This is a genomic window from Acidithiobacillus sulfurivorans (genome assembly GCF_018853815.1).
Lineage (GTDB): Bacteria > Pseudomonadota > Gammaproteobacteria > Acidithiobacillales > Acidithiobacillaceae > Acidithiobacillus > Acidithiobacillus sulfurivorans.
In genome coordinates, this window is the sequence record NZ_JAAOMP010000106.1 from 1 (window position 1) to 291 (window position 291).

At 60.5% G+C, this 291-nt stretch carries 1 pseudogene; it reads left to right on the forward strand.

Going from position 1 to position 291, the window contains the following annotated elements:
• Positions 1-291, forward strand: a pseudogene (locus HAP95_RS09370) (hypothetical protein); the annotation flags it as partial.

A 291-nucleotide genomic window follows, 5' to 3' on the forward strand; every position in this document is an offset into this window, starting at 1 on the left:
CCGCCTTTCAGAGTGGATTTCCTACTTTCTCGCGGCCGTGCCGCCCCGCTCGCGGCGCAGCTTCCTCGAACTGCTTTGCGGGTGCCTGATCTCCCCTGATGGCTGGGTCACCCGCGCCCTCAGCCATATTTCACTGCGCTGCCATTGGACCACTTATTACAAACTCCTGGAGCGTGAATCCTTGCGGACCCAAGTTCTGGCCATCGCTCAAGTCCGTTGGCTCCTGTCCGTTTTGCCGCCGCTGCCGATCGTCGAGTTGATCATCGACGATACGCTGGTCCTGCGACACTC